The organism is Actinoplanes hulinensis (genome assembly GCF_019429605.1).
In the GTDB taxonomy this organism is placed as follows: domain Bacteria; phylum Actinomycetota; class Actinomycetes; order Mycobacteriales; family Micromonosporaceae; genus Actinoplanes; species Actinoplanes campanulatus.
Genome location: NZ_JAHXZI010000020.1, coordinates 161,085 through 186,711, shown reverse-complemented (window position 1 = coordinate 186,711; position 25,627 = coordinate 161,085). Strand labels below are relative to the sequence as shown.

Here is a 25,627-nt window from a genome sequence, read left to right as displayed (position 1 = left end):
TGATCTTGGGGGGTTGGTCACCTCTGGCGGTGGGGGAGCGTCCTAGATCGCGTCTGGGCGGTGGGGCTCTGTGGGTGTCGTTGTTTCGCCTGCCGTGATCTTGGGGGGTTGGTCACCTCTGGCGGTGGGGGAGCGTCCTAGATCGCGTCTGGGCGGTGGGGTTCTGCGGGAGCCGCTGTCTCGCTTGCCGTGATCTTGGGGGGTTGGTCACCTCTGGCGGTGGGGGAGCGTCCTAGATCGCGTCTGGGCGGTGGGGTTCTGCGGGAGCCGCTGTCTCGCTTGCCGCGATCTTGGGGGCCACCCTGGGGGGTGGGGAAACGTCCAAGATCGTGTTTGGGGGAAGTGTGGTGGTGAGCGTGAGGATGGATGGGGTGGGGCCAGGGGCGCTGAGGGAGTGAGAGGTAGTGAGGGGCAGGGGTGGTTGAGGGGGCAACCGGTGGTCAGGGGTCAAGGGGTGGTTAGGGGGATCAGGGCTGTCAGAGCTTCGGAGGGTAGGGGGCCCCGGGCTTCGGCGGCGAGGCATTCGGTTAGTTCGGTGCGGTTTTTGACGCCCAGGATCACGGTGGAGACTCCGGGGACCGTGAGGGCGTAGCGGTGGGCCAGGGCGGCCGGGGTCTCGCCGAGTTCGGCGGCCAGCTTGCGGTAGGGCTCGGCCCGGGCGAAGTCGACGGCGGCCGGATGGGTGGGCGGGACCTCGCGGTCCAGGGAACTCGTCAGGGAGCCGGCCGCTACGACGCGGATGGCGGTCACCGGCACGCCGGCCGCGGTGGCGGCCGAGATCAGGGCGGCGTTGTCGGGGCGGACCGTGTCGCCGTGGATCCACAGGTCGCCGTTCTGGTTCAGGGGGTTCACGACGATCTGGGCGGCGTCGGGGCGCGGGCTGTGCCGGAACGCCTCGATGATGGGGGTGGGGTCGCCCACCGCGGTGATGCCCCAGCCCCGGATGAGGCCCTCGTCGCGGAGCGCCTCGAAGGTGGGGACTATCTCGTCGCGGTATTCCTCGGGGGAGACCGTCTCGTGCAGGGTGGTTCCGGTACGGCGGAACTGGGTGTGCAGCAGGAGCACGTCCAGGTGGTCGCGGTTCAGCCGGGTGAGGCTGGCCTGGAGGCTGTCGCGGATGCGGGCGGCGGAGGCGCCGTCGGGCAGTTGCACCTTGCTGGTGATCATGACGTCGGGGGCGGGCCGTAGGCGGAGGGCCTCGGCGACCGTGCGCTCGGATTCGAAGTCGGCGCCGTAGCTGGGGGCCAGGTCGAGCATGGTGATGCCGGCGTCGAGTGCCGCGTGGACGGTTGCGACGGCCTCGCCGCGGTCGGTTCCGCCCCACACACCGGCGATGCCGCCACCACCCAGAGTCAGCGCGCTGATCTGTCCCAGGCGGCCGAAGTCACGCAGTTCCATCACTGTTCTCCCCTCGTGGCGGGCTTGCCGGTATCGACCGTAGAACCTGGAGCGCGCTCCAGATCAAGTGATGGATTCTCTTCGGCGTGCCGTCGATGGGCGATTGTCCAGCAGGTGAATAATGCGTGCTCTCATGTTGCCGGAGCAGCGAAGATATCGGTGCCGGAGCAGTGGGGACATCGTGGCGGGAAGGGGGAGCGGTGGACGTCGTGGCGCAGTGGGTGAGCACCGAGTGGACCAAACGATCGCGGGGTGGCCCGGGTGCGGCGCGGCGTAGCGCGGTGCCCGTGGGGTTCCGTCTGCCGGGTCGAAGGTCCGGTGTCGTGCACGAAGTGTCCATAACGGAGCGTAATGACTTCGTGCCGGTCGAGTCGATCGACGTGGTGGCGCCGGAGCGGGAGCCGGGCGCGGGCCGGTCGGGTCTGCGGCTGGTGCGGGCGGACAAGGGTGTGCGGGTCGAGTTGCTGCTCGCCCGGCACGGCGCCCCGGGCCGGGATCGCCGGCCGCCGGGCGTGTGGCTGGGCCCGGGGCAGTGGCTGCGCTGGCAGGTGAACTACCGGATGTCGTGGCCGGTGATCGAGGGTGGCCGGTGGGAGTACCGGCAGGACACCCTCAATCTGGCGGTGGGCCCGGCCGATCCGGAGCTGTTCTTCGGCGAGCCCACCCGGCACGTCGACGAGCGGGGTTTCCTCAGGTGAGGAGGGCGACTACTTGCTCGGTTCGGGGACGTCGCAGTTCACCTTCGGGTTGACGCCCATCCAGTTCAGCGGGCCGGCGAGTGTGGTGACGATGACCGTGCCGGCCTCCGCGCAGCTGGCGTCTTCGCTGTCGGAGAAGTAGCCGCGCTCGTAGGCGGCGATGACGCCGAGCACGAGCCAGATGACGATGAGAACAGCACCGATGCGCATGAGAGCCTCCAAAGGGGGATGGGCAGCGGGTACCCCGTTGGAGGCGATCACTAAACGGGCTTGCGGGCCTGCAACGTGTACGTGTGCGGCAACCGTGAAGGCTTCTCGGTGAGCTGCCACTCACCGTCGTCGAGTTGGCGCATCCGTCCCGGCAGGGCTTCCCACGGCACGCTCTGGTGCTCCTCGAGCCCGGTGAGGACGAGCCCGGCCTCGAGGACCGCGGTGACGATCTCGCCGATGCCGTGGTTCCACTCGTGGGTGACGCTGTGGGTGAACTCGTGGTCGGTGGCGACGTAGGTCCCCGGTTCGTCGTAGATCTGCGGCTGCTCCTGCTCGAAGTACGGCTCGGACAGGGCGATCACCTGGTCGGTCCGGTCGTAGTCGAGCGCCCACAGCACCGGGTGCCCTTCGCGGATGAACAACCGGCCGCCCGGCGCGAGCAGCGACGCCACGGTCTGTGCCCAACGTTCGACGGAGGGCAGCCAGCACAGCGCCCCGATCCCGGTGTAGACCAGGTCGAACTCCCCGTCCAGGGCATCGCGTGCGGCGTACACATCGCTCTGAATGAAGTTGATCTTCGAGCCTGCGGAGAGGGCGACGGCGCGCGCCTCGGACAGCGAGGCGCCGGAGAAGTCGAGGCCGGTCATGTCGGCGCCGAGCCGGGACAGCGAGACGGTGTCGGTGCCGATGTGGCACTGGAGATGCACGCCCCGCAGCCCGGCCAGGTCGCCGAGGCGTTGTCTGTCGAACCGCACCACGTCGCTCAGGTGCGCCGGATCCTCGGCGAACCTGGCGACGCGGTAATCGGGTGAACTCGCATGGGCGGCCGCACGGTCGTCCCAATTGGCCCGGTTGATCGAGAGATAGTCGGTCATATTCCGGACGCTATGCGATCACGGAACCAGAGCGCACTTCGTTTAGGCGTACGCGTCTGGGTCTCGTAATCGACATGCACCAGGCCGAACCGTTTCGCGTAGCCCTCGGCCCACTCGAAGTTGTCCATGAGCGACCAGGCGAAATAGCCGCGCACGTCGGCGCCCTGGGCGCGGGCCGCGGCGACCGCGTCGACGTGGGCCGTGAGGTACGCGGTCCGCTCGGTGTCCTCGACGAACCCGTCGCCGTCCGGGTGGTCCTGGTAGACCGCGCCGTTCTCGGTGACCACGAGCGGATATCCGTAGTCGCGGTGCAGCCGCAGCAGCAGCGTGGTGAACCGGTCCGGGGTGACCGGCCAGCCCAGGTCGGTCTGCGGCACGTCCGGCTTGATCTCCCGCACCACCGGGTGGCCCGAGGCGTCGACGGTGTTGCCGTCGAGGTCGCGCCCGGCGAAGTCCTGCCCGAAGTAGAAGTTGACCCCGAGCAGGTCGATCGGCGTCGAGATGATCTCCATGTCGCCGTCCTGGACCGGCAGCTCGTAGCCGCGGGCCGCGAGGTCCGCCACCACGTCGGCCGGGTAGCGGCCGTGGCGCAGCGGGTCCAGGAAGATCCGGGCCACGTTGCCGTCGGCCCGCCAGGCCGCCGCGATGTCGACCGGATCGTCCGAGGCGGGCGTGGCCGTCCCGATGTTCAACGGAATGCTGACCGTTTTGTCCATCGGCCGAAGCATGGAAGCCAGCAGCCCGTGCCCCAGAAGCAGATGGTGGGTGGCCGCGACGGCCGCACCGACATCCCGTCGGCCGGGTGCGAATACGCCATGTTCATAGCCGAGATAGGCCACACACCAGGGCTCGTTGACCGTGGACCAGTTCTGCACACGATCGCCCAAGCGCGAGATGACGAGCTGGGAATAGTCGGCGAGCCGGTAGGCGGTGTCCCGGTTGGTCCAGCCGCCGGCGTCCTCCAGCTCCTGCGGCAGATCCCAGTGATAGAGCGTCAGCCACGGTTCGATTCCGTTGCCGAGGAGCTCGTCCACCAGCCGGTCGTAGAAGGCCAGACCCGAAGGGTTCGCCGGACCACGGCCGTTCGGCTGGACCCGGGTCCACGAGGTGGAGAACCGGTAGGCGTTCACCCCCAGGCTCTTGATCAACTGCACGTCGGCCGGCATCCGGTGGTAGTGGTCGCACGCCACGTCCCCGGTCTCGCCCACTACCGAGCGGGCGAACGTGTCCCAGATGGACGGTGTGCGCCCGTCCTCGGCGGCCGCGCCCTCGATCTGATAGGCCGAGGTGGCCACGCCCCAGGTGAACGCCATCAGCTCTCCACCAGCCAGCACGCCACCGAGCGGTCCCCGTGCGGGGTGAGCACCGGGATCTTCGAGGAGCACGGCTCGAACGCCTTCGGGCACCGGGGGTGGAACGAGCACCCGCTCGGCATGCCCTTCAGATCGGGCGGGGAGCCGGGGATGCCGGTCAGCTCACGGCGCGGGCCGCGCAGGGCCGGGAAGGACCCCAACAGACCCGCGGAGTACGGGTGGAGCGCGTCCCGGTAGATCGCGGCGGCCGGCGCCTCCTCGACGATCCGTCCGCCGTACATGATCGCGATCCGGTTGGAGAACTCGACCAGCAGCGACAGGTCGTGGGTGATGAAGATGACCGAGAAGCCGAGCCGTTCGCGCAGCTCGACGAGCTGGCCGAGGATCTGCCGCTGCATCACCACGTCGAGCGCGGTGGTCGGCTCGTCCATGATCACGACCTGCGGCTGGAGGATCAGCGCCATGCCGATCATGACGCGCTGCCGCATGCCGCCGGAGAGTTGGTGCGGGTAGGCGTCCATCCGGTCCGGCGCGATGCCGACCAGTTTCAGCATCTCCCGGGCCCGGGCGTTGCGGCTGCTCTCGCTCATCCCCGGGTCGTGGGCCCGGAGCACGTCGGTGAGCTGGGTGGAGATCTTGTGCACCGGGTTGAGCGAGTTCATCGCGCCCTGGAACACGATCGCCGTCTCGGCCCAGCGGAACGCCTGCAACTGCCGGTCGGTGAGGCTCAGGACGTCGTACGGGTCGCCCTTCTCCGGGTGGTAGATCACCTCGCCGCCGGTGATCACGCCGGGTGGCGGCAGCAGGCGGGTCATCCCGTAGGCGAGGGTGGACTTGCCCGAACCGCTCTCGCCGGCCAGGCCGAGCACCTCACCGCGGTGCAGGGTCAGGCTGACGTCGCGGATCGCGTGGACCGCCTGGTCGCCCAGGCCGTAGTCGACGTTCAGGTTGCGGATCTCGATCACCGGATCGCTCACGGCAGGGGCTCCTTACGGATGACCGGGGTGAAGCCGATGCGCATCCGTACCGTACGCCCGGTGTTGGTCTTGATCTTGGTTTTTCCGGCGCTGCGGAGCCGGGGGCTGACGAACTCGTCGATGCCGAAGTTGACCAGTGCGAGGGCGGTGCCAAGGATCGCGATGGCGAGCCCGGCCGGCACGAACCACCACCAGGCGTTCTGCGCGAGCGCCTGCTGGCCCTGCGCCCAGAACAGGATGGTGCCCCAGTTCCACGTGGTGGCCGAGGTGACGCCGATGAACGCCAGGGTGATCTCGGAGAGGACCGCGAAGATGACCGTGCCGACGAAACCGGAGGCGATCACCGCGGTCAGGTTCGGCAGCAGCTCGAAGGTGATCACCCGCCAGGTCCGCTCGCCGGTCGCGCGGGCCGCCTCGACGAAGTCGCGCCGCCGCAGCGACAGCGTCTGTGCCCGCAGCACCCGGGCGTTCCAGGACCACGAGGTGAGGCCGATGACCATGGCGATCAGCCAGTCCTCGGCGTTGTTCAGGGTGGACGTGATGATGATGATCAGCGGCAGCGCCGGGATCACCAGGAACACGTTGGAGAGCGCGGAGAGCACCTCGTCGGTCTTGCCGCCGACGTAACCGGCGGTCACGCCGATGATCACCGACAGCACGGTCGCCACGATGCCGGCGAAGAAGCCGACGAACATGACGCTGCGGGTGCCTTCCAGCAGTTGGCTGAACACGTCCTGGCCCAGGTGGGTGGTGCCCATCCAGTGTTCGGCGGTCGGCGGCTGGACCAGATCGTCGCCACGGGCGCCCGGGTCGTACGGGGTGATCCACGGCCCGATGACCGCGAGGATCCCGTAGATCGCCAGGATGAACAGCCCGACGGCCGCCTTCTTGTTGGCCACGAACCGGAACCGTTGCCGTTTCGCGGGCACCGCGACCGGCGCCACCTGCTCCATCGTCACAGCGGAAGCGGTCATCGCCTCAGCCCTCCTTGCGGGTACGCGGGTCGAGGAGCAGGTACGCGATGTCCGCCAGAAGGTTCGCCACCAGCACCGAGATGGTGATGATCAGGAAGATGCCCTGCATGAGCGGGTAGTCCGAGGCGCCCAGCGCCTGGAACAACTGGAAACCGACACCCGGGTACGAGAAGACGATCTCCACGAGCAGCGTGCCGCCGACGATGAAGCCGAGCGACAGCGCGAAGCCGGAGACGTTGGGCAGCAGCGCGTTGCGTGCCGCGTAGCTCATCGCGACCCGCCGGTCGGACAGGCCCTTGGCGTGCGCCACGGTGATGTAGTCCTCGGACGAGACGGTCACCATCATGTTGCGCATGCTCAGGATCCAGCCGCTGACCGAGGAGATCAGGATGGTCAGCGCGGGCAGCAGGCTGTGCTGGATGGCGCTCGGGATGAAGTACTGGTCGAAGGCCGGCACCAGGCCCGCGTCGAAGCCGCCGGACGACGGGAAGAAGCTGTCCGGGCCGGTGAGCAGGTAGATCGCGATGATGCCGAGCCAGAAGTAGGGCACCGACGACAGGAACGTGGTGACCGGCAGCAGGCCGTCGGTCCACGAGCCGCGCCGCCAGCCGGCCAGCACGCCGAGACCGGTGCCGAGCAGGAAGCTGATCACCGTGGTGATACCGACCAGCAGCAGCGTCCAGGGCAGGCTGTTGCTGATGATCTCGGAGACCGGCGTGGGGAAGAAGGTGAACGACAGGCCCAGGTCGCCGGAGAACAGCTGCTTCCAGTAGCTGACGTACTCCTCCCACAGGTTCGCGTCCTTGTTCAGGCCGAACAGGACGTACAGGGAGTCGACCGCCTTCGAGCTGAGCTGGCCCTGGTACTTGGTGACCAGCGCCTGCACCGGGTCGCCGGGGATCATCCGGGGGATGAGGAAGTTCAGCGTGATCGCGGCCCACGCGGTGAACAGGTAGAACGCGACGCGCTGGAGGAAGTACTTCACTTCGCCACCTCTTCGGTGTCGTACAGCCAGCAGGCGGCCCAGTGGCCGGGCGCGTCACCGATCTGCAACGGCACCGGCAGGTCGGTCGAGCAGCGCGGCATCGCGGAGGGGCAGCGCGGGTGGAAGCGGCATCCACTGGGCGGGCGGATCAGGCTCGGCGGCTCGCCGTTGTCCTTCGGAGAGGCGGCGTCGGAGACGCCGGTGAGCCGGTCCGGGTCCGGGGCGCTTTCGATCAGGAGCCGGGTGTACGGGTGAGCCGGCGACTGCGTGACCGTCTCGCTGTCGCCACCCTCCACCATCCGGCCCGCGTACATGACCATCGTCTGGTCGGCGAAGTACCGGGCCGACGCGATGTCGTGGGTGATGTAGAGGATCGCCAGGTTGAGGCGTTCCTTGAGATCGCGCAGCAGGTTCAGGATGCCGAGCCGGATCGACACGTCCAGCATGGACACCGGCTCGTCGGCGAGCAGGGCCTCCGGTTCGGCGCCGAGCGCGCGGGCGATCGCGACCCGCTGCCGCTGGCCACCGGACAGCTCGTGCGGGAACTTGTCGAGGTACCGCTCCGGCGGGGTGAGCGCGACCCGTTCGAGCAGGGTGTGCAGCGCCTGCTCCAGCTCGGCGTCGGTCGACCCGGCGTTGCCGTGGACCTTCAGCGACCGGGTCAGGTGGTAGCGGATGGTGTGCACGGGGTTCAGCGACGCGAACGGGTCCTGGAAGATCATCTGAACCCGGGCGCAGTAGCGGCGGAACGCCGCGCCCGCCTTGACCCTGGTCGACGCGCCGTGCAGCCGGATGTCACCACCGGTACGGGGATAGAGCTGGGCGAGCAGGCGGGCCACCGTGGACTTGCCCGAGCCGGACTCGCCGACCAGGGCCACCACCTGACCGCGCCGGAGGGTGAGGTTCACGTCATCGACGGCGTGAACCGCGTCATGCCGGTTGGAGAAGAGATCACGCAGTCGCCGGCGGACGGGGAAGTGCTTGGTCAGGCCGATCGCCTCGAGCACCACCTCGTCGGCCGGCGCCTTCGCGTCCGGGATCGACGTCATGCCGGAGTTCCTTCTTGCAGGGAGGGCGGGCGCCCCGGGAACGGACCGGGGCGCCCGCGAGAGGGGCGATCAGGAGTTGGCGGGCTGCAGCTTGAGCACGACGGTCAGCGCGCCGGCCTGGGTGGGCTGGAGCGGAGCGTACGAGTCGGCGTCCGACGGCCAGCCGACCCAGTTCTTGGTGCTGTACGCGCCACCGACGTTGTCCGAGCCGATCGGCAGCATCGGGGCCTGCTCCACGAAGATCTTCTGGATCGTCGCGAGCGCCGTCTTGCGGGCCGCGTCATCGGTGGCGTTCGAGTACGCCTTGAGCGCGGCGGTCGCCTCCGGGCTCTGGAAGCGGCCGAAGTTGCCCTGCTGGGCGGCGGTGCCGAGCGGCTTGTAGAGGTCGCCGTCCAGCACCGTCTGGTAGATGTCGAACGGGGTCGAGCCGCCGTTGGTCCAGCGCACGGTGGCGTCGAAGTCGCCCTTCTGCACGTTGGCGTCCCAGACGTTCTGGTTCGGCTTCTCCACCGTGGCCTCGATGCCGATCTCGGCCAGGTTGCTCTTGATGATCTCCAGCGTGGTCTGGTAGTCGGACCACGGCCCCGGGTCGGTCAGCTTGATGGTCACCGGCTTGCCGGACTTGTCCAGCAGCTTGGTGCCGTCGAACTTGTAGCCCGACTCCTCGAGCAGCTTCTTGGCGCCGGCCGCGTCGACCGAGAACGTCTTGCCCTTGTACTCGTCGGCGATGTAGGCGTCACCCGCGCCCTCCGGCAGGCCGGTGACGCTCTTGATCTCCGGGTGGAAGTAGGCGGCCTCGGCCTGGACGAAGATGTCGTTGCGGTTGACGACCATGTTCATGGCCTGCCGCAGCTTCGGGTCGTCGAACGGCTTCCTGGTGGTGTTGATGTAGAGGCCGTGGATGCCCAGCACGCCCGGCGCCCAGACCTTGTAGTGCTCCGGGTCCTTGGCGATGAAGGTCTGCTGGTAGTTCGGGATGAAGACGAAGCTCCACTCCGAGGCGCCGCTGGCGAGCGCGGTCGACTGGGCGTTGTTGTCGGCGAAGGAGGTGTAGCGCAGCTCCTTAACAGCCGGTTTGGTACCCCAGTAACCGCTCTCCCGGGCGGTAAGGATCGTGGCCTGCTGGGAGAACGACTTCAGGACGTACGGGCCACTGCCGACCGGCTCCTTGATGGTGTCGGTGGCCGGGTCCGCGATCTTCTCCCAGATGTGCTTGGGGACGATCGGGGTCTGCCCGATGACCTTGTGGTGCGTGGTGAACTGCGAGGTCTTGAAGGTGATCTTGACCTTGTTGCCGTCCGCGGTGATCGAGTCGTACGGAATGGCGAAGATGTTGAGCGCCTCGTTGCCCTTGATCATGGTGTGCGTGAACACCACGTCCTCGGCGGTCAGCGGCTTGCCGTCGGACCAGGTGGCGCCGTCCCGGATCACCAGGTCGACGGCCTTGTAGTCGGCGGACCACTTGATCTCGCTGGCCAGCCACGGGGTCAGCGGCTCGGACGGCTTGGTGTTGTTCCACTGACCGAGGGGCTCGTAGATCATCCAGCGGTAGCCGAGCGAGGCGCCGGCCGAGGTCCCGATGAACGGGTTGTTGTTCTCGGTGACGGTGCCGTTGGGCATGCCGATCGACAGGAAGTCCACCTTGCCGCCGTTCGCGGCGTTCTTGTTGTCGTTCGGCGAGTCGCCGCAGGCGGCCAGTCCGCCACCGGCGAGCACACCGGCCAGGGCGAGAGCGAAAAGCCTTCTTCTCTGCATCGAAAACGCTCCTTGCGGAAATCAGCGCGGTGAAAAGGGGTGAGAGGGGTGCCCGAGGGCGTGCGGCATCGCGTGACCGGCCGTCGGCCGGCCCCGGACGCCACCGATCGCCGGCCGTGGGCGGCCGGGCGGTGCGAGGACCTATGTGGTACGGGTTACGTGTCGGAGATCAGGTGGAGGAGCGGACCGTGAAGGTCGCCGGGATGATCGTCGGCCGGTTGGGCAGCGGAGTGCCCTCGAAGTGGGCGAGCAGCGCGCGGGCCGCCGCCTCGCCCATCTCCCGCATGGGCTGATGGACCGTGGTCAGCGGCGGCTGCGTGTGCTCCGCCATCGGGATGTCGTCGAAGCCGACGACCGCGACGTCCTCCGGGATGCGGCGGCCGGACTCCAGCAGCGCCTGCATGGCGCCGGCCGCGGAGATGTCGTTGTGGCAGAAGACGGCGTCGAAGTCGATACCGGCCGCGATCGCCCGGTGGATCGCCGCGGCGCCGACGTCGAAGGTGAAGTCGCCGAGCATGATCCGTTCCTCGCCCACCGGGTGGCCCGCCTCGGCGTAGACCGCGGCGAACCCGTCCCGGCGTTGCTGGGTGCAGCCGAACTGGGACGGGCCGGTGATCATGAGCGGCTGGTGGCGCCCGATCGCGAGGAGGTGGCGGGCGGCCGCGCCGGCGCCCGTGTGGTTGGTGGTGCCGACGCTCGGGATCCGGCCCGCCTGCTGGTCGCGATCGTCGATCAGGACCATCGGCAGACCCCGGGAGTGCAGCGTGGCGATGTAGTCGAGGGTGCCCTCCGGCTCGATGACCAGCAGCCCGTCGAAGGACTTGGCCGCCACCTGCGCGGCGAACTGGCGCATCGAGTCCTCACCGCGGTTGCAGGTGAAGAGCAGCAGGCCGTACTCCTCGGCCTCGAGGACGTCGACCGCGCCCTGCACCACCTCGCCCATCCAGGGCCAGGTGAGCGAGGGGACCAGCATGGCGACCACCCGGGTGCGGCCGCGGGCCAGGTTGACGGCCCGGGCGCTGGGCACGTAGCCGAGCTCGTCGATGACCGCCCGGACCCGCGCGGCGGTGGTCTCGTCCAGCTCACCCTTGCCGTTGAGAACCCGGGACACGGTGGTCTTGCTGACCTTGGCCCGGGCCGCCACGTCGGCGATGGTGATGGCCACGCTCGCTCCTCGATGTTGCCTGTGGTGTTGCCTTTGCGTTTCGGAACCGGTTTCGGTACCGGTTCCGGCAGTCAACCTCAGTGAGGGCGGTCACGTCAACGTGCCGAGCGACCTATTTCGATTTCAAGACGGTAACCGCGCTGTTGAATCCGCATTTATCGACAGGTTCGGGAGAATGACCCCGAGTGGGGCGTCGATCACCAGATCGGCATAGGGCTCGCCCCGGGTGACGCCCCGGTTCACGATCGCCACCCGGATCCCGTCCCGGACCGCGCGCAGCACGAACCGGCGGCCCGACATGACGGTCAGCGACGAACCCAGGATGAGCAGCGTGCGGGCCTGCTGGAGAAGGCCGAACGCGCACGCCACCCGGTCCGCCGGGACGGTCTCGCCGAAATAGACCACGTCCGGCTTCAGCACCCCGCCGCAGGCCCGGCAGTCCACCACCGTGAACCCGGCCACCTCGGCGTCGTCCAGCTCCACGTCCCCGTCCGGGTTGACCGTGGCCGCCACCGCCGCGAACCCCGGGTTGGCCGCCGTGAGCCGCTCCTCCAGCTCGCCCCGGCCGGAGAGCGCGCCACAGTCCAGACAGACGATCCGGGCCAGGTTGCCGTGCAGCTCGATCACGTCCCGGGCGCCGCCCGCCTGGTGCAGACCGTCCACGTTCTGCGTGATCACCCCGTCGACCAGGCCGCTCCCCTGGAGCCGGGCCACCGCCCGGTGGCCGTCGTTGGGGTGGGCGCCGCCGATCGTCCGCCAGCCGAGATGGCTGCGCGCCCAGTAGCGCCGCCGGGCCACCGGATCGCCGGTGAACGTCTGGTACGTCATCGGGGTGGACCGGCGGGCGGAACCGGACGGGCCCCGGTAGTCCGGGATCCCCGAGTCGGTCGACAGGCCGGCGCCGCTGAGCACCACCACACCGCCCTCGGCCACGAGGGCGTCCAGCCGCCCCAACTGCTCCACCACCTGTAGGTCCATGTCACACATGGTCCCTCGCACGGGTGACGGATCGAGAACCCCGTACGGGTGGCCGTGGCGACTTCGGCCGGTGCGCGCCGATCCGGCTGCGAGTAATTTGACTTGGAGGTGCTCCATGGAACCCGTCCTACAGACCATTCTCGGAGCGGTGCCGCAGGCCACCGCGTTCTGGCTGATGATCCCGCTCGCCCTGGCCATCGCGGTCGCCGTGGCGGCGCTGCCCCGCGGCGTGCGGGCCCCGGCCGTACCGGTCGCCGACGACAACCGGTTCGCCGCCGAGCTGGAGGCGGCCGCCGCCGAGGCCGCCGAGACCGCCCAGCGCCGCCGCACCGAGTGGCTGGCCGCCCAGACCACCGTCGACGAGGCCTGGCAGGCGTACGAGGAGGCCTCCGACGCGGCCCGCCGGATCGCCGCCGCCACCGCCTTCCCGCTGATGAGCCGCCGCCGCAAGCCGGGGGAGAACGTCCACCGCCAGCGCTACCTGCACCGCGTCGCCACCGAGCTGTGCCGCTCCCGGCAACTGTCGATCGCCCAGCTCGCCGATGTCTTCGCGCACCGCGGCTGGAACCCGCGACTGCACCCGGTCCAGCAGGAGCCGATCCTGCGCAACGCGGTCCGGGCGTTCCGCCTCGAGGCGTACCGGAAAGCCGTCGAGCGGGAGCGGGCCGCCTGGCGCGGGGCCGAGGCCGCCGCCGAGACATTGCGCACCCTGCGTGCCGACGCGGCCGCCGCCCGGCTGGCCGGTCCCGTGGCCGAGACCGCCGAACAGCACTGGTGGACCGAGCAATGGACACCGGCGGAACTCCACGCCGCCGCCTGATGTCCACGCCCGAGCCGCGCACCGTTCCCAGCGGACGGTGACGACCGCCCGGTAACCTGGCCGGGCGGGACGGCGGTAAAGACGCGGCAAGGAGGCGATGGTGACGATTACTCCCGCAGGTGGTTCCTCGCCTGTGGTCCGGATTCACCGGGCCGCACTGATCGAGGACGCCGTGCACGAGATCGTCGAGCGCCGTCTGCGCGGTCGCGGCTGGAAGCCGTACATCACCGCGTACACCGGCTACGGCGCTCCCGGCTGGGCCCGGGTGATGGGCCGTGTGCTGCTCAGCCGCCCCGGACCGGTCCGCCGCAAGCGGGAGAAGATCCGCGGCTGGCGCAGCTTCACCACCACCCCGGTGAGCACCGCCCTGGTCCGCATCGAGGTCGGGGGGACCGTCACCGAGGCGCGCACCGACCGCAGCGGCTACCTCGACGTCATGGTCAAGGGCGACCTCGACCCGGGCTGGGGGAGCGCGAAACTCTCCACCGAGGGCACCGTCCCGATCGACGCCCCGATCCGGGTGATCGACCCCACAGTCAAGTTCGGTGTGATCTCCGACATCGACGACACGGTCATGGTGACCACCCTGCCCCGGCCGCTGCTCGCCGCGTGGAACACGTTCGTCCTCGACGAGCACGCCCGCGCCGCGGTCCCCGGCATGGCGGTGCTCTACGAGCGGATGGTCAACGCCCACCCCGGCACCCCGGTGGTCTACCTCTCCACCGGCGCGTGGAACGTGGCGCCCACCCTCACCCGGTTCCTCAGCCGCCACCTCTACCCGGCCGGCCCGATCCTGCTCACCGACTGGGGCCCCACCCCGGACCGCTGGTTCCGCAGCGGCCAGGAGCACAAGCGCAAGTCACTGCGCCGCCTCGCCGCCGAGTTCCCGGACGTGAAGTGGCTGCTCATCGGCGACGACGGGCAGCATGACCAGGAGATCTACTCCGAGTTCGCCCGGGAGCACCCGGACAACGTGGCCGCCGTGGCGATCCGCCGGCTCTCCCCGACCCAGGCCGTGCTGGCCGGCGCCATCCCCGGCCCGTCGGAGACCGCCGAGGTCGTGCCCTCCGGCGGCAAGACCTGGTTCTCCGCGCCGGACGGCGCAGGCCTGTGGTCGCTGCTGCGCGACACGGACCTGGTCTCCTAGGGCTTGTCCACCTCGGGTCTGGTGGTCGCCTCGGCGACGCGCGCGTGCAGCTTGCCCCGGATCTCGTCCGGAGTGTAGGCGCGGCGCCTGCGCTCCGCCCGGGCGATCACCACACCGGTCGCCGCGACTCCCGCCAGCCCTGCCAGTCCCGCTATCTTCCACCACCGCATCAGCCGAGAATAGACACCGTGGTTGCCGAACTCAGCCTCGACGAGGCCATCGACCTGACCCGTACCGGTGACATCTGGATCTTCCGGGGCCGTTCCGGCCCGGACCGGGCCATCCAGACCCTCACCAACAGCCCGGTGAACCACGTCGGCATGTCCCTGGTGATCGACGACATGCCGCCGTTGATGTGGCACGCTGAGCTGGGCAGATCCCTTCCGGACATGTGGTCCGGCAGCTTCCAGCGCGGCGTCCAGCTGCACGACCTGCGCGACGCCGTCACCGTCTGGGCCCGCCGGTACGGTCAGCGCGGCTGGCTGCGGCAGCTCGACCCGGGCGTCACCCGCGCGATGGAGGACAAGGCGCTCAAGACCGTGGCCCGTCTGGACGGCACGCCGTTCCCGTCCACCTCGCACCTGGCCTTCCGCTGGCTCCGCGGCCGGGTGCCGCAGATCCGTCTGCCGTGGAAGGAGGGCGAGGCCAGCGACGCCACCCTGGAGAAGGCGTACTGTGCCGAGGTGGTCGCGGTCACCTATGAGGACATGGGCCTGCTGCCGCGCGGACGCAAGGCCAACTGGTACGACCCGGGCCGCTTCTGGAGCGGCGACGAACTCGAGCTGTGCGCCGGATTCACTCTCGGGGACGAGATCGGGGTCCGCGTGCCCGAGGCCTGACCGGGGCCGCCCGGCGGAGAATGACCCGCATGAGCGAGCGCCCGACCGCCGGCGTGACCGGATGAGCCGACTGGTCGCCAGGGTGACCGAGGTCGTCGCCCTGGACCGGCTGCGCGCCGCGGCCGCCACCGGCTCGGGCGCTGTCGTGCTGATCACCGGCGAGGCCGGCATCGGCAAGACGGCGGTCGTCGAGGAGTTTCCGATCCGCGCCTCGCCCGTACCCTTGCCGGTCAGGCTCTCGCCCGCCGCCTGGCCCTGCCCGCCGTGGTCGCGGCCGGCGTCACCGCCGGCCGCCCGCTGATCGGCCGGCACATCCGGGTCGAGCTCGACCTGTGCGCCATCCCGCTTCCGGCCGTCCCGGCCCCGTCCACCGCCGGCGCCGTCCACCCGGCCCCCTGATGCCCGACCGTGGGTGCGTCGGCGCCGGGCGATCGTTTCGTCCGGCTGGCTCTGGGAGCTGTTTCCGGGAGTGTTGAGACAGCCCTCACCGCCAGCCGGAGAGATCCGGCTGGCGGTGAGGGCTGTTCAGGAGTGCCGAGGCTGCGCTGAGAGCGAGCCGCGGGTCAGCGGCCCGAACGGCGGTCGCTGAAACGGGCCGAGAACCCGGCTGCGCCTCCACCCGGGGTGGTGCGCTGCTGGGGCGTACCGGATCGGGGTGTGGCAGCGGAACCACGCGCCTGGCCGGACCCGCGCTGAGCCTGGCCGGAGCCACGGGTCGGCTCCCGCTGGGCCTGGCCGGATTCGGGTGCCTGACCGGATCCGGCCCCCCGGCGAGCACCGCGCCGCCGGCCCGGGCTCTGCGCCCGGCCCTGGCTCTCCCCGCCGGGTTCCCGCGCCGGGCCGGCCGTTCGGGGCCGACCGGTGGGTTCCTGGGCCGCCGTTCGGGACCGGCCCGTGGTCGCCGCGGCGGACGGCTGCGCCGCGGCCGCCGAGGACTCGGGGGAGGCGCCGCGTCCGCGGCGGGGACGACGGGAGCGGCCCGCCGTGCCCTCGGCCGGAGCCTCCGGGGAGGCCGGGCGGGACGGGGCCGGACGGGACGCCGGCGGGGCGGTCACCGGGGCGGTGAAGGTGCGCTCGCCCGGCGCGAGTTCGGCGAGCAGGGCGTCGCCCGGCCGGGTCCGGGTGGTCACCGGCCGGATACCGGCCTTGCGGGCCAGGTCACGGACGTCGGCCTGCTGCTCGTCGGTCATCAGCGTGATCACCGTGCCGCGGGCGCCGGCCCGGGCGGTACGGCCGGAGCGGTGCAGGTAGGCCTTGTGCTCGACCGGTGGGTCGGCGTGGATGACCAGCGCCACGTCGTCGACGTGGATGCCGCGGGCCGCGATGTCGGTGGCGACCAGGGTCCCCGCGGTGCCGTCGGAGAACGCCGACAGGTTGCGGTTGCGGGCGTTCTGCGCCAGGTTGCCGTGCAGTTCGACGGCCGGCACCCCGGCCGCGTTGAGCTGCCGGGTCAGCACCTTGGCCCGCCGCTTGGTCCGGGTGAAGACGACCGAACGGCCGGGCGCCGCCAGCAACTCGACGAGCACGCCGAACCGGTCGTCGTCGCGCACGTGCAGCACGTGGTGGTCCATCTCGACGGGCGCCTGGGCGGCCGAGTCGACATGGTGTGTCACCGGCTTGTGCATGAAGGACCGCACCAGCACGTCCACCCCGTTGTCGAGGGTGGCCGAGAAGAGCAGCCGCTGGCCGCTGGACGGGGTCTGCGACATGAGCCGCCGCACCACCGGCAGGAAGCCGAGGTCGGCCATGTGGTCGGCCTCGTCGAGGACGGTGACCTCGACGGCCTCCAGTGAGGCGTGTCCGCCGCGGATGTGGTCGTCGAGCCGGCCGGGGCAGGCCACCAGCACGTCGACGCCCGCTTTCAGGGCTTTGATCTGTGGGTTCGGCCCGACGCCGCCGAAGACGACGAGGGTACGCAACCCGGCCGCGTCGGCGAGCGGGCGCACGGTGGCCTCGATCTGGGTGGCCAGCTCCCGGGTGGGCGCGAGGATCAGCGCACGCGGGCGGCCGGGCCGGGCTGGGGCCCTGGACGCGGCGAGGCGGGCCACGACCGGGATGGCGAACGCGTACGTCTTGCCGGAACCGGTGCGTCCTCGGCCCAGCACGTCGCGGCCGGCCAGTGAGTCGGGAAGGGTGGCCGCCTGAATGGGGAACGGGGTGGTGATCCCGAGCCGGTCCAGTGCCGTGGTGAGGACGGCGGGCACGCCGAGCTCGGTGAAGGTCTGCATGAAGATGGGAACTCCGGGTGGTCGATTGCTGATCATTTTACCCGGACACTGTCCGCAACCACTTCGCACCTCAAGGTGAACCCCGCGGCACTCAGCGCGCCGCATCTTTTCCTCAGCGCCGGAGATCCCCTGCCGGCCGGTACCTGAGGAGACCCCTGATGAGTGGTGAAGCGCCTTTCATCGAGCGGCGTGGCGAGGAGCGGCGTGGCGAGGACATCGTCCGGGCGAACATGCCGCTCGTCGGGCACCTGGTGAGGGAGATGCTGGCTCGCGTGCCGTCGCACGTGAACCGGGACGATCTGCTCTCCGCAGGCTACGCGGCACTGGTCTCGGCGGCACGTGGTTTCGACGCCGAGCGGGGGGTGCCGTTCGCCCGGTTCGCCGCCGCCCGGGTGCGCGGCGCCCTGCTGGACGAGCTGCGTGGCCTGGACTGGGCCAGCCGCTCGGTACGCCAGCGGGCCCGCCGTGTCGACGCCGCCCGGGAGGAGCTGATGGCCGAGCTCGGCCGGACGCCCACCGTGCAGGAGGTCGCCGACAAGCTGGGCTGCACCGTCGAGGACATCGAGCACGGCGAGGGCGACGTGCACCGGGCCACCGTGTTCAGCCTCCAGGGTTTCGCGACCGCGACCGCCGACGACATCGTCACCGAGCCGGGCGCCGGTCCGGAGGAGATGTTGCTGCGCCGGGAGCGGTTCGGCTATCTGCGGCACGCCGTCGAGGCACTGCCGGAGCGGCTGCGCACGGTGGTGCAGGGCTACTTCTTCGAGGAGCGGCCGATGGTCCAGATCGCGGCCGATCTGGGGGTCAGCGAGTCGCGGGTGTCGCAGTTGCGTGCCGAGGCGCTGGTACTGCTCCGGGACGGGCTGAACACCCACCTCGACCCGGCCATGGCGGCGGAGAACCCGCCGAAGGAGGGCTGTGTTGCCCGTCGCCGGGCCGCCTACTACGACAAGATCGCCAGCCGGGGCACCATGCGTACCCGGCTCGCCCTGACCGGCCCGGACGGCCTGCCGGTGGCCGCCTAGACAGTGCCCGGGGGCCCGGGGCCCGCCGCGGATCGCGGCGGGCCCCGGAAAATCAGCCGCCCGCGCAGGTGCCGGCCTTCTTCTGCGCGGCGATCGCCTTGTCGGCGCCCAGCTTGTAGAGGGTCAGGCCCTCCTTGGCCGGTTCCAGCCGCCAGGCGTCGGCCTCGTAGACCATGGTGTACGACTGGGCCGCCACCAGTTGCTTCGCGATCACCACGGCCCGGTCGGTGCCCTCCATCCGGGCGCTGGTGAGCTGGATCGCCAGGCCCTTGCGGGAGCAGGCGGTGTTCAGCTTGACGTAGTCGTCCTTGCTGATCGCCTGCTTGCCGGCCGACGTGTACATCTCCCACGCGCCTGCGAAGTCGCCACCGCTGAACCGGTCGAAGACGGTCTGGGCGGCGACCTTCGCACCCTCCAGGGTCTTCGGCTCGGGACCGCCGGCGGCCGCCGCCGCGGCGTTGCCGGCCGGGGCCTCGCTGTCCTCGGTGCAGGCGGCGGAGAACGTGAGGGTGGCGGCCGCGGCGAGGACCAGGGCGCCCAGACGTCGACCTGCGACGGCTCGGCGTGGTGGTTGTCCATGCGAGTTTGCAGCCAGGGCGCCCAGACGTCGATACGGGTGGTGGTTGTCCATGTCCCGCTTAATCCCATCGACAGGGCTGGCGTAACGGGCCGCCGGGGGCGATGACGGGTTCCGGACAGTCCCGCCCGCGGCCGTAACCTGCGGTGCCTCCGCTATTCTGGTCGTTTGCCGAAAGCGTTGCGGCAAACAAAAAAGGCAACCATAAGAATGGCTGCCGATCGCCGGAATGATAGCACGAAAAGGGGCGACTTTGTCAAGCTCGAACGCCGACATCGATTCCGAACAGGCGTACTTGACCACGCTCTACCAGCGGTTGGATCAATTGCGTGACCAGGCCGACAGCAGGCTGCGCGCGATCCTGCTGGAAGCGGGCGGAACCCCGCAGGGCCGGACCCAGCGGGAGGCCACCCGCGGCCACTACGCCGAACAGCTGGCCCAGTTCAATTCGGTGGAGAACGGTCTCTGCTTCGGCCGGCTCGACTTCTCCGCCGGCCGGCCCCGCTACATCGGCCGGCTCGGGCTCTTCGCCGAGGACCGTGATCAGGACCCCCTTCTGGTGGACTGGCGGGCCCCGGCCGCGCGGCCGTTCTATCTGGCCACCGCGGTCAGCCCGGAGGGGGTGACCCGTCGGCGGCACCTGCGCACCCGGGGCCGGGTACTCACCGGGATCGACGACGAGGTGCTCGACATCGAGGCCGGCGACGGCAGCGGCCGGGAGGACGTGACCGGTGAGGCGGCGCTGCTGTCCGCGCTCACCGCCAAGCGGACCGGCCGGATGCGCGACATCGTCGAGACCATCCAGGCCGAGCAGGACGAGGTGATCCGTTCCGGACTGCCCGGTGTGCTGGTGGTTCAGGGCGGTCCGGGCACCGGGAAGACGGCGGTGGCACTGCACCGGGCGGCGTACCTGCTCTACACCTACCGGGAGCAGCTCACCCGTACCGGTGTGCTGATCCTCGGGCCGAACACCACGTTCCTGCGCTACATCTCCCAGGTGCTGCCGTCGCTGGCCGAGACCGGTGTGCTGCTGGCCACGCTGGGCGACATGTTCCCGGGGGTCCGCGCGCACGCCGCCGAACCGCCCGCGGTCGCCGCGGTCAAGGGCGGCCTGGGCATCCTCGACGCGCTGGAGAACGCGGTCGCCGACCGGCAGACCGTGCCGGACGACTTCGTCGAGGTCGACCACGACGGCTATCCGCTGCGCATCGAGCGGGAGGTGCTGCTCGCCGCCCGGACCGCGGCCCGCCGGTCCGAGAGGCCGCACAACGTGGCCCGGCAGGTCTTCGTGACCGAGGCCATCCACCAGCTCTCCCTCCAGATCGCCGAGCGGATCGGCGCCGACCCGCTGGGCGGCGAGAACCTGCTCTCCGAGGCGGACCTCGCGGAGACCCGCCGTGAGCTGCGCGAGGACATCGACGTACAGCAGGCGCTCTTCGACTTCTGGCCGGTCCTCACCCCGCGCCAGGTGCTGCGCGACCTGCTCTCCGACGCCGGCCGGCTGGAATCGGCCGGCCTGCCGGCCACGCTGCTGCGTGAGCGCGGCCACGGCTGGACACCGGCCGACGTGCCGCTGCTGGACGAGCTGGCCGAGCTGCTCGGCGTCGACGACACGCTCAAGGTGCGTGAGCAGCAACGGCAGAGAAAGGCCGCGATCGAGTACGCGGAAGGCGTACTGGAGATCGTCGAGGGCTCCCGGTCGCTGGACTTCGAGGACGAGGGCGCCGAGAAGGACGAGATCCTCTCCGCGCTCGACGTGGTCGACGCCGGTGCGTTCGTCGAGCGGCACGAGGTGATCGACACGCGGACCGCCGCCGAACGGGCCGCCGCCGACCGTAGCTGGGTGTTCGGGCACGTGATCGTCGACGAGGCGCAGGAGCTGTCGCCGATGGCCTGGCGGCTGCTCATGCGCCGCTGCCCGAGCCGTTCGATGACCGCGGTCGGTGACGTCGCGCAGACCTCCGAGCTGGCCGGGACCACCACCTGGGAGCAGGTCTTCGAGCCGTACGTGGCGCAGCGCTGGCGGATCGTCGAGCTGAGCGTCAACTACCGGACGCCGTCCGAGGTGATGGCGGTCGCGGCCGACGTGCTGGCCGCGGTCGATCCCGCGCTACGGCCTCCGCGGTCGGTCCGTTCGGCCGGCGTGACGCCGTGGGCGCGCCGGGTGCCGCCGGCCGCGCTCGTCGAGGAGCTCGTCGCGGTGGTACGCAAGGAGGCGTCCCTGATCGAGGAGGGCCGTCTCGGTGTCCTGGTCCCGGAGAGCCTGGAGTCGTCGCTGGGCGCCGAGCTGGTGGCCGCCGTCCCCGGCGCGGCCGTGGGGGAGCAACCCGATCTGCTGAACCACGTGGTGCTGATGACCGTCCGCCAGGCGAAGGGCCTCGAGTTCGACTCGGTGCTGGTGGTGGCGCCCGACGAGATCATCACCGAGAGCCCGCGCGGCCTCTCCGACCTGTACGTCGCGGTCACCCGGGCCACCCGGAGTCTCGGCGTCCTGCACACCACCGACCTGCCGAAGGTTCTCTCCTCGCTGGCCTGACAGCCGGCCGGAGTTGATCAGTGAGCGCGCTCCGGCGTACCGGGGAAGGGCTGAGGAAGGACCCGCGGGGAGGGTGAGCGGGAAACGAAACGGGCCCGGCGTCGAAGGACGCCGGGCCCGAACGTGTGTCAGGCGGCCGGAGCGGGCTTGACGCCGCGGCCGATCGCGGTGTGGCCGTTGGCGTTGGTCATCGCCAGGCGGCTGCGCATCGACGTGTTGCTGGCGATGTTGGCGTAGTAGGTGGCGCGGCGGCGAGCCGTGATGCTCTCCGGGTTCTCCGGGACCGGGGCCAGCTCCGGGCTGAGGTGGGTGTTCAGGCCGTCGCGCAGCAGCGAGAGGGCCTCGGCACGCAGCTGTGAGACGCGCGACTCGGTGACGCCCAGGTCGGCGGCGATCTCCGCCATCGGGCGCTCGGCGAGGAAGTACTCGTTCACCACGGTCTGGAGGCGATCCGGCAGCGAGCCGATGGCGTGGTGCAGGTAGCCGATCTGCTCGCGGCGCAGCAGCATCTCCTCCGGGCCCGGGGTCGACTCGGTGACCAGGTCGTCGGCGCTGCTCGTGGTGAAGCCCTGCAACGACAGGACGGTGGCCCGCTGCACGTCGGTGTCGGTCTGGTGCAGCTCGCTGGTGGTGGTGCCGAGCGCCTGGGCCAGCTCCTCCGGCGTGGGCGTACGGCCCAGCGTGGTGGTGAGCTGCTGACGGGTCACGTCGGTGTTGCGGGCCTTGGACCGCACCGAGCGGGTCGCCCAGTCCAGGGCGCGCAGCTCGTCGAGGAGCCCGCCGCGGATGCGGGTGGCGGCGAAGCGGTGGAACGGGACGCCGCGGGCCGGGTCCCAGCCGCGGGCCGCGGTGACCAGGGCGTGCAGGCCGGCGCTGGTCAGGTCGTCGCGGTGGATGTGGTTCGGGATCCGGGAGAGCATGTCGCGGACCAGGTGGCCGACCAGCGGCATGTGCGTGCGGATCAGCTCCTCCTGCTCGACGACGGAGAGCACGGGCGAGGCGGTGTCGGCGATCATGTCGGCGGCGGTCGTCGCGGTGCTGGTCATTCGTTTCCCCCGGTTGCTCGTCGGCGCCCCTGGCTGGGTGGGCACCGGCTGACGAGAGAAACTTTCGAGTGCGGGGGGTGCACGCTCCGGTCACTTACGGTTGTCTACCGGTTGCATCGGGCCGTTCTGCCCGTGACGGCTCTTGGATCGGCGGGCGAGGGCTCCGGTTGAGGGTTCGCAAGCGGTACGGCAGTGTGTGCGCATGGATTTGAGCGACACCGGTTCGGCCATCGCCCTCATCTCCGGCCTGGTGATCCTGACCGGCGTGGTCGGGGTCCTGGTGCCGGTGCTTCCCGGCCTGCTGCTGACCTGGTCCGGGGTGATGCTCTGGGCGATCCTCGGAGACGGCGGCGGCGGCGCCCGGCTCGTGGTCGCGGTGCTCGCCACGGTGCTCACCGGCCTGGGCCTGGTGATCAAGTACCTGTGGCCGGGGAAGAAGCTCAAGGACAGCGGCGTGCCGGCGTCGGCGCTGCTGGCCGGCGGTGTGCTCGGCATCGTCGGCTTCTTCGTGGTGCCGTTCGTGGGCCTGATCCTCGGCTTCGTGCTCGGGATCTGGCTGGTCGAGCTGAGCCGGCTGGGCCTGGACCGGGCCTGGCCGTCGACCCGCTCGGCGCTCGGGGCGGTCGGCCTGGCCCTGCTGGTGGAACTCGCGGCGGCGCTGGCGATCGCGGTGATCTGGCTCTTCGGCCTGGCGTTCGCCTGAGAGCTACTTATGGGCGGGTGGGTCCTAGGAGCGGGTCATCCGGCGGCGTCGCCGGACGGCGAACAGCAGCAGCAGCGGCGTGCCGGTGAGCAGCACCGCCACCGAGGCCGCCGCCGCGACGGTCAGCCCGGCCGGCGCGGACGGCCGCTCGTTGGCGGCCCCACCGCCACCACCGTCGGCCGCCGTGGTCTTCTCCACCCGGGGTGAGCCGGCGGCCGCCACCTCCTCCGGGGTGACCAGCCGGCCCACCGACGACCCGGCGGGCAGCGAGAACCCCCAGTCGAGCAGCTTGGCGCCCTGTTCCCAGCCGCGCAGCGGCCGTGCCTCGGCGCCCAGCAGGGTGGCCACCAGGGTGCGGCCGTCGCGGGTTGCCGCGCCGACGTAGCTGTGCCGGGCCAGGGTGGTGAACCCGGTCTTCCCACCGAGCGCGCCCGGGTAGTTGTAGATCAGCTTGTTCTCGTTCTGGAACTGGAAGCCGCCCACCTTCGGCTTCTTCTGCGCGGGCAGCCGGGCCGTCCTCGTCAGCACGTACTTGCGGAAGTCGTCACTGGCGAAGCACACCCGGGCGATCAGCGCCAGGTCGTACGCGCTGGTGAACTGCCCCTTGCCGTCCAGCCCGGACGGGGTGACCGCGTGCGTCTGGCGTGCGCCGAGCGCGGCCGCCTTCGCGTTCATGGCGGCGACCGTCGTGGTGAGGCCGTCCTTGCCACCGCCTCCGGCCAGCCGGGCGAGCGCGTTGGCGGCGTCGTTGCCCGAGTTGAGCATCAGCCCGAGCCAGAGGGTCGCGATCGTGTACTGCCCGCCGACCACCAGGCCGACCGCCGAGCTGCCGGGCTCGATGTCCAGGTCGCCGCGGGTCACGGTGATCCTCTGAGCCGGGTCGAGCTGATCGATCGCGGTCGCGGCGAGCAGCATCTTCTGCACACTGGCCGGGGTCTGGTGGACGTGCGGGCCGCAGGCGCCGAGCACCTCGCCGGTCTCCAGATCGGCCACCAGCCAGGTGGTGGCGGTCAGGGCCGGCGGCTTCGGGCTGTTCTCCGGGACGACCAGGCCGTGGGTGGCGAGGTCGTCGCCGCCGACCCGCATGTCCTCGGCCACCTCGGCGGGCGGGATGGGCCGGGGCGGCGCGCTGGGCTTGGCGATCTTCGGCTTGGGGCACGGGATCTCGGCGCGGGCGGCCGACGCCGTCGCCGGGACTCCGGTGAGCACCAGGAACACGGCCGCACACGCCGCCACGAAAGCTCTCACGGCCAGACGTCCCCGGCCGTCAGCCGCTTCTCCAGCAGGGTGGCCAGGGGGATCGAGTCGCCGTCGCGCCCGCCCGCGCCCACGATCAGCCGCGGCATGCTGGGCGAGAGGTCGGCGCCGGTGAACCGGGCCCGCAGCGACGGCGTCACGGTGAGCACGTAGTACTCCCCGTCGTCGCCGACGGCCACCGAGCGGTCGGATTTCAGGTACCACCCGCGGATGTGCGTCCGGTACGTCGACCGGCCGTCGAGACTGCGCGCGGCCAGCGTGTGCGGGGCCAGGCCGGCCTCGGCGGCACGGCGCACGAAGTCGTCGAGCAGCGCCGAGGCCTGCCGCGCCTCCGCGCTCCGGTCCGCCTCGAGGGCGGCGGCGCGAACGGCAACGGCCCGGCGCTGCTGCTCCCGCCAGGCGGCCTGCTCGTCCTGCATGGCGCCGACCCTAACGCGAGAAGCCGGGTTCCGGTCAACCGGGCTTTCCCGGATTCTGCTCCAATTACCAGGTTCCATTCCGATAACCGGGCCCAAAGAATTGCCGGATCGCGGTGGGGAGTTGCGCCGCGGACCTTCCGCGCGCCAGACTGAGGCTTATTCGGGACCCACCTTGAGTGTCACTCAGCGTAGGTCGGCGGCGGCGGCCTCCACCGTCGTGAATGAGCCTCACCGGGCGCGGTTGATTAATTCTTCTCGGGAGTCGTTATGGCGCGGCAGGTAATCACCACCCTGATCGACGATCTGGACGGCAAGAAGGCGGATCGGACGGTCGAGTTCAGTCTGGACGGCGTCAGCTACACGATCGACCTTTCCGAGGCCAATGCCGGAAGGCTGCGTAAGGCCCTGGACCCGTTCATCTCCGCGGGAACCCGGCTGGGACGTACCACGTCGGGGCGTATCCCGTCGCGTGGCGCCGTTCCGGTCCGTACCGCGGGTTCCCGCGACGAGAACCGGCTGATCCGGGAGTGGGCGATCCGGAACGGGCACAAAATCTCCGAGCGGGGCCGCATTCCGCAGGAGGTCAGCAACGCCTACCGGGCGGCGCACGGGCGCTGATTCCCAACGGTTGTCACCGTGCCGGCGGCCCCTCA

Annotated in this window: 26 protein-coding genes; 9 read left to right on the top strand and 17 right to left on the bottom strand. The window is 70.6% G+C overall.

The window, feature by feature from the left end; all coding sequences use genetic code 11:
* Positions 1–447: 447 nt before the first annotated feature.
* Positions 448–1,398: an aldo/keto reductase gene (locus KZ829_RS33165; RefSeq protein ID WP_220147763.1), complete on the bottom strand. Its 951-nt coding sequence runs from the start codon at positions 1,396–1,398 to the stop codon at positions 448–450.
* A 332-nt stretch (positions 1,399–1,730) separates the two neighbouring features.
* Here KZ829_RS33165 and KZ829_RS33160 point away from each other — a divergent pair, with 332 nt between their 5' ends.
* Entirely contained in the window at positions 1,731–2,096 is a 366-nt protein-coding gene (locus KZ829_RS33160; protein WP_221244910.1) for a hypothetical protein, read from the top strand.
* Positions 2,097–2,105: 9 nt separating this feature from the next.
* Here the strand turns inward: KZ829_RS33160 and KZ829_RS33155 are convergent, their stop codons facing one another.
* The 10 genes from KZ829_RS33155 to KZ829_RS33110 form a co-directional block, all read right to left on the bottom strand.
* Positions 2,106–2,306, bottom strand: a complete 201-nt coding sequence (locus KZ829_RS33155) for a hypothetical protein (RefSeq protein ID WP_183215588.1) — start codon at positions 2,304–2,306, stop codon at positions 2,106–2,108.
* Between the two features lie 50 nt (positions 2,307–2,356).
* A complete protein-coding gene (locus tag KZ829_RS33150; RefSeq protein ID WP_220147761.1) occupies positions 2,357–3,181 on the bottom strand; it encodes a class I SAM-dependent methyltransferase in 825 nt (274 codons plus the stop codon).
* On the bottom strand, positions 3,178–4,494 hold the full coding sequence (locus KZ829_RS33145; protein ID WP_220147760.1) for a GH1 family beta-glucosidase: 1,317 nt from the start codon (positions 4,492–4,494) through the stop codon (positions 3,178–3,180). Before KZ829_RS33145 ends, KZ829_RS33150 begins: the two co-directional genes overlap by 4 nt.
* The gene (locus KZ829_RS33140; protein ID WP_220147759.1) at positions 4,494–5,471 is read right to left on the bottom strand and encodes an ABC transporter ATP-binding protein; all 978 of its coding nucleotides are present in this window, start codon (positions 5,469–5,471) and stop codon (positions 4,494–4,496) included. Before KZ829_RS33140 ends, KZ829_RS33145 begins: the two co-directional genes overlap by 1 nt.
* Positions 5,468–6,445, bottom strand: a complete 978-nt coding sequence (locus KZ829_RS33135) for an ABC transporter permease (protein WP_220147758.1) — start codon at positions 6,443–6,445, stop codon at positions 5,468–5,470. Before KZ829_RS33135 ends, KZ829_RS33140 begins: the two co-directional genes overlap by 4 nt.
* A 4-nt stretch (positions 6,446–6,449) precedes the next feature.
* A complete protein-coding gene (locus KZ829_RS33130) occupies positions 6,450–7,430 on the bottom strand; it encodes an ABC transporter permease (RefSeq protein WP_220147757.1) in 981 nt (326 codons plus the stop codon).
* The gene (locus KZ829_RS33125; protein ID WP_220147756.1) at positions 7,427–8,479 is read right to left on the bottom strand and encodes an ABC transporter ATP-binding protein; all 1,053 of its coding nucleotides are present in this window, start codon (positions 8,477–8,479) and stop codon (positions 7,427–7,429) included. Before KZ829_RS33125 ends, KZ829_RS33130 begins: the two co-directional genes overlap by 4 nt.
* Before the next feature lie 69 nt (positions 8,480–8,548).
* A complete protein-coding gene (locus tag KZ829_RS33120) occupies positions 8,549–10,234 on the bottom strand; it encodes an ABC transporter substrate-binding protein (RefSeq protein ID WP_220147755.1) in 1,686 nt (561 codons plus the stop codon).
* A gap of 169 nt (positions 10,235–10,403) precedes the next feature.
* Positions 10,404–11,399 carry a LacI family DNA-binding transcriptional regulator gene (locus KZ829_RS33115; RefSeq protein ID WP_220147754.1) on the bottom strand — a complete coding sequence of 332 codons (996 nt, stop codon included), beginning with the start codon at positions 11,397–11,399 and terminating at the stop codon, positions 10,404–10,406.
* A gap of 123 nt (positions 11,400–11,522) precedes the next feature.
* On the bottom strand, positions 11,523–12,377 hold the full coding sequence (locus KZ829_RS33110) for an NAD-dependent protein deacetylase (protein WP_372453939.1): 855 nt from the start codon (positions 12,375–12,377) through the stop codon (positions 11,523–11,525).
* Between the two features lie 115 nt (positions 12,378–12,492).
* On the opposite strand from KZ829_RS33110, the gene KZ829_RS33105 reads away from it, so the two are divergent.
* The gene (locus KZ829_RS33105) at positions 12,493–13,197 is read left to right on the top strand and encodes a hypothetical protein (RefSeq protein ID WP_220147752.1); all 705 of its coding nucleotides are present in this window, start codon (positions 12,493–12,495) and stop codon (positions 13,195–13,197) included.
* 97 nt (positions 13,198–13,294) lie between these two features.
* On the top strand, positions 13,295–14,344 hold the full coding sequence (locus tag KZ829_RS33100) for an App1 family protein phosphatidate phosphatase (RefSeq protein ID WP_220147751.1): 1,050 nt from the start codon (positions 13,295–13,297) through the stop codon (positions 14,342–14,344).
* Here the strand turns inward: KZ829_RS33100 and KZ829_RS33095 are convergent.
* Positions 14,341–14,514 carry a hypothetical protein gene (locus KZ829_RS33095; protein ID WP_183215564.1) on the bottom strand — a complete coding sequence of 58 codons (174 nt, stop codon included), beginning with the start codon at positions 14,512–14,514 and terminating at the stop codon, positions 14,341–14,343. The genes KZ829_RS33100 and KZ829_RS33095 overlap by 4 nt on opposite strands.
* Before the next feature lie 18 nt (positions 14,515–14,532).
* On the opposite strand from KZ829_RS33095, the gene KZ829_RS33090 reads away from it, so the two are divergent.
* Positions 14,533–15,183, top strand: coding sequence for a hypothetical protein (locus KZ829_RS33090; RefSeq protein WP_220147750.1), 651 nt, complete (start codon positions 14,533–14,535; stop codon positions 15,181–15,183).
* Positions 15,184–15,244: 61 nt separating this feature from the next.
* Positions 15,245–15,484, top strand: a complete 240-nt coding sequence (locus KZ829_RS33085) for an AAA family ATPase (protein ID WP_220147749.1) — start codon at positions 15,245–15,247, stop codon at positions 15,482–15,484.
* Positions 15,485–15,746: 262 nt separating this feature from the next.
* Here the strand turns inward: KZ829_RS33085 and KZ829_RS33080 are convergent, their stop codons facing one another.
* Positions 15,747–17,411, bottom strand: coding sequence for a DEAD/DEAH box helicase (locus tag KZ829_RS33080; protein ID WP_220147748.1), 1,665 nt, complete (start codon positions 17,409–17,411; stop codon positions 15,747–15,749).
* 158 nt (positions 17,412–17,569) lie between these two features.
* Between KZ829_RS33080 and KZ829_RS33075 the strand changes: the two genes are divergently transcribed.
* Positions 17,570–18,436: a sigma-70 family RNA polymerase sigma factor gene (locus tag KZ829_RS33075; protein ID WP_220147747.1), complete on the top strand. Its 867-nt coding sequence runs from the start codon at positions 17,570–17,572 to the stop codon at positions 18,434–18,436.
* Between the two features lie 52 nt (positions 18,437–18,488).
* Here the strand turns inward: KZ829_RS33075 and KZ829_RS33070 are convergent, their stop codons facing one another.
* A complete protein-coding gene (locus KZ829_RS33070) occupies positions 18,489–19,067 on the bottom strand; it encodes a hypothetical protein (RefSeq protein WP_220147746.1) in 579 nt (192 codons plus the stop codon).
* A gap of 175 nt (positions 19,068–19,242) precedes the next feature.
* Between KZ829_RS33070 and KZ829_RS33065 the strand changes: the two genes are divergently transcribed.
* Complete coding sequence (locus KZ829_RS33065) at positions 19,243–21,549, top strand: HelD family protein (RefSeq protein ID WP_183215552.1); 2,307 nt, start codon at positions 19,243–19,245, stop codon at positions 21,547–21,549.
* A 128-nt stretch (positions 21,550–21,677) separates the two neighbouring features.
* On the opposite strand, the gene KZ829_RS33060 is transcribed toward KZ829_RS33065, so the two are convergent.
* A complete protein-coding gene (locus KZ829_RS33060) occupies positions 21,678–22,595 on the bottom strand; it encodes a sigma-70 family RNA polymerase sigma factor (protein ID WP_220147745.1) in 918 nt (305 codons plus the stop codon).
* Between the two features lie 202 nt (positions 22,596–22,797).
* On the opposite strand from KZ829_RS33060, the gene KZ829_RS33055 reads away from it, so the two are divergent.
* Positions 22,798–23,298: a DUF456 domain-containing protein gene (locus tag KZ829_RS33055; protein ID WP_220147744.1), complete on the top strand. Its 501-nt coding sequence runs from the start codon at positions 22,798–22,800 to the stop codon at positions 23,296–23,298.
* A gap of 24 nt (positions 23,299–23,322) precedes the next feature.
* On the opposite strand, the gene KZ829_RS33050 is transcribed toward KZ829_RS33055, so the two are convergent.
* A complete protein-coding gene (locus KZ829_RS33050; protein ID WP_372453937.1) occupies positions 23,323–24,546 on the bottom strand; it encodes a D-alanyl-D-alanine carboxypeptidase family protein in 1,224 nt (407 codons plus the stop codon).
* Complete coding sequence (locus tag KZ829_RS33045) at positions 24,543–24,974, bottom strand: hypothetical protein (protein WP_220147743.1); 432 nt, start codon at positions 24,972–24,974, stop codon at positions 24,543–24,545. The genes KZ829_RS33050 and KZ829_RS33045 overlap by 4 nt, the downstream gene beginning before the upstream one ends.
* Positions 24,975–25,241: 267 nt before the next feature.
* On the opposite strand from KZ829_RS33045, the gene KZ829_RS33040 reads away from it, so the two are divergent.
* Complete coding sequence (locus KZ829_RS33040; RefSeq protein WP_183215542.1) at positions 25,242–25,592, top strand: histone-like nucleoid-structuring protein Lsr2; 351 nt, start codon at positions 25,242–25,244, stop codon at positions 25,590–25,592.
* The last annotated feature ends 35 nt before the right edge of the window (positions 25,593–25,627 follow it).

Bases quoted from the DNA above. Each gene is read 5' to 3' on its own strand.
- KZ829_RS33165 (WP_220147763.1), bottom strand. From the start codon at position 1,398: ATGGAACTGCGTGACTTCGGCCGCCTGGGACAGATCAGCGCGCTGACT.
- KZ829_RS33155 (WP_183215588.1), bottom strand. From the start codon at position 2,306: ATGCGCATCGGTGCTGTTCTCATCGTCATCTGGCTCGTGCTCGGCGTC.
- KZ829_RS33150 (WP_220147761.1), bottom strand. From the start codon at position 3,181: ATGACCGACTATCTCTCGATCAACCGGGCCAATTGGGACGACCGTGCG.
- KZ829_RS33145 (WP_220147760.1), bottom strand. From the start codon at position 4,494: ATGGCGTTCACCTGGGGCGTGGCCACCTCGGCCTATCAGATCGAGGGC.
- KZ829_RS33135 (WP_220147758.1), bottom strand. From the start codon at position 6,445: ATGACCGCTTCCGCTGTGACGATGGAGCAGGTGGCGCCGGTCGCGGTG.
- KZ829_RS33125 (WP_220147756.1), bottom strand. From the start codon at position 8,479: ATGACGTCGATCCCGGACGCGAAGGCGCCGGCCGACGAGGTGGTGCTC.
- KZ829_RS33120 (WP_220147755.1), bottom strand. From the start codon at position 10,234: ATGCAGAGAAGAAGGCTTTTCGCTCTCGCCCTGGCCGGTGTGCTCGCC.
- KZ829_RS33110 (WP_372453939.1), bottom strand. From the start codon at position 12,377: ATGGACCTACAGGTGGTGGAGCAGTTGGGGCGGCTGGACGCCCTCGTG.
- KZ829_RS33105 (WP_220147752.1), top strand. From the start codon at position 12,493: ATGGAACCCGTCCTACAGACCATTCTCGGAGCGGTGCCGCAGGCCACC.
- KZ829_RS33100 (WP_220147751.1), top strand. From the start codon at position 13,295: ATGGTGACGATTACTCCCGCAGGTGGTTCCTCGCCTGTGGTCCGGATT.
- KZ829_RS33095 (WP_183215564.1), bottom strand. From the start codon at position 14,514: ATGCGGTGGTGGAAGATAGCGGGACTGGCAGGGCTGGCGGGAGTCGCG.
- KZ829_RS33085 (WP_220147749.1), top strand. From the start codon at position 15,245: ATGAGCCGACTGGTCGCCAGGGTGACCGAGGTCGTCGCCCTGGACCGG.
- KZ829_RS33080 (WP_220147748.1), bottom strand. From the start codon at position 17,411: ATGCAGACCTTCACCGAGCTCGGCGTGCCCGCCGTCCTCACCACGGCA.
- KZ829_RS33075 (WP_220147747.1), top strand. From the start codon at position 17,570: ATGAGTGGTGAAGCGCCTTTCATCGAGCGGCGTGGCGAGGAGCGGCGT.
- KZ829_RS33070 (WP_220147746.1), bottom strand. From the start codon at position 19,067: ATGGACAACCACCACCCGTATCGACGTCTGGGCGCCCTGGCTGCAAAC.
- KZ829_RS33065 (WP_183215552.1), top strand. From the start codon at position 19,243: ATGATAGCACGAAAAGGGGCGACTTTGTCAAGCTCGAACGCCGACATC.
- KZ829_RS33060 (WP_220147745.1), bottom strand. From the start codon at position 22,595: ATGACCAGCACCGCGACGACCGCCGCCGACATGATCGCCGACACCGCC.
- KZ829_RS33055 (WP_220147744.1), top strand. From the start codon at position 22,798: ATGGATTTGAGCGACACCGGTTCGGCCATCGCCCTCATCTCCGGCCTG.
- KZ829_RS33045 (WP_220147743.1), bottom strand. From the start codon at position 24,974: ATGCAGGACGAGCAGGCCGCCTGGCGGGAGCAGCAGCGCCGGGCCGTT.
- KZ829_RS33040 (WP_183215542.1), top strand. From the start codon at position 25,242: ATGGCGCGGCAGGTAATCACCACCCTGATCGACGATCTGGACGGCAAG.